General features: G+C 59.6%; 1 protein-coding gene. It reads left to right on the top strand.

The genetic code is table 11. The annotated features are described in order from the left end of the window. A partial coding sequence (locus E4K09_RS20300) for a TRAP transporter large permease subunit (protein ID WP_134499525.1) occupies positions 1-223 on the top strand: 223 nt, incomplete at both ends.

The following is a 223-nucleotide window of genomic DNA, read 5'->3' as shown; positions in this document are numbered from 1 at the left end:
GGACTCGCGATCCTCCTGGCATTGGATTGGTACTTCGATTTTTCCGCCGTCATGGCGCTCATGGCTCCGGTTATCCTGATCGGCGGCATGACGCTCGGCATCTTCACCCCAACGGAAGCGGCCGTGGCGGCGGTGATTTGGTCTCTGTTCCTGGGGCTTGTACGCTATCGCTCCATGACGTTCAGGAGCCTTGCGAAGGCGACCTTCGACACGATCGAGACGA

The organism is Microvirga pakistanensis (genome assembly GCF_004458765.1).
In the GTDB taxonomy this organism is placed as follows: Bacteria; Pseudomonadota; Alphaproteobacteria; order Rhizobiales; family Beijerinckiaceae; genus Microvirga; species Microvirga pakistanensis.
Note: the sequence above shows the minus strand (reverse complement) of the source record. Positions and strands in the feature narration are given on the sequence as shown.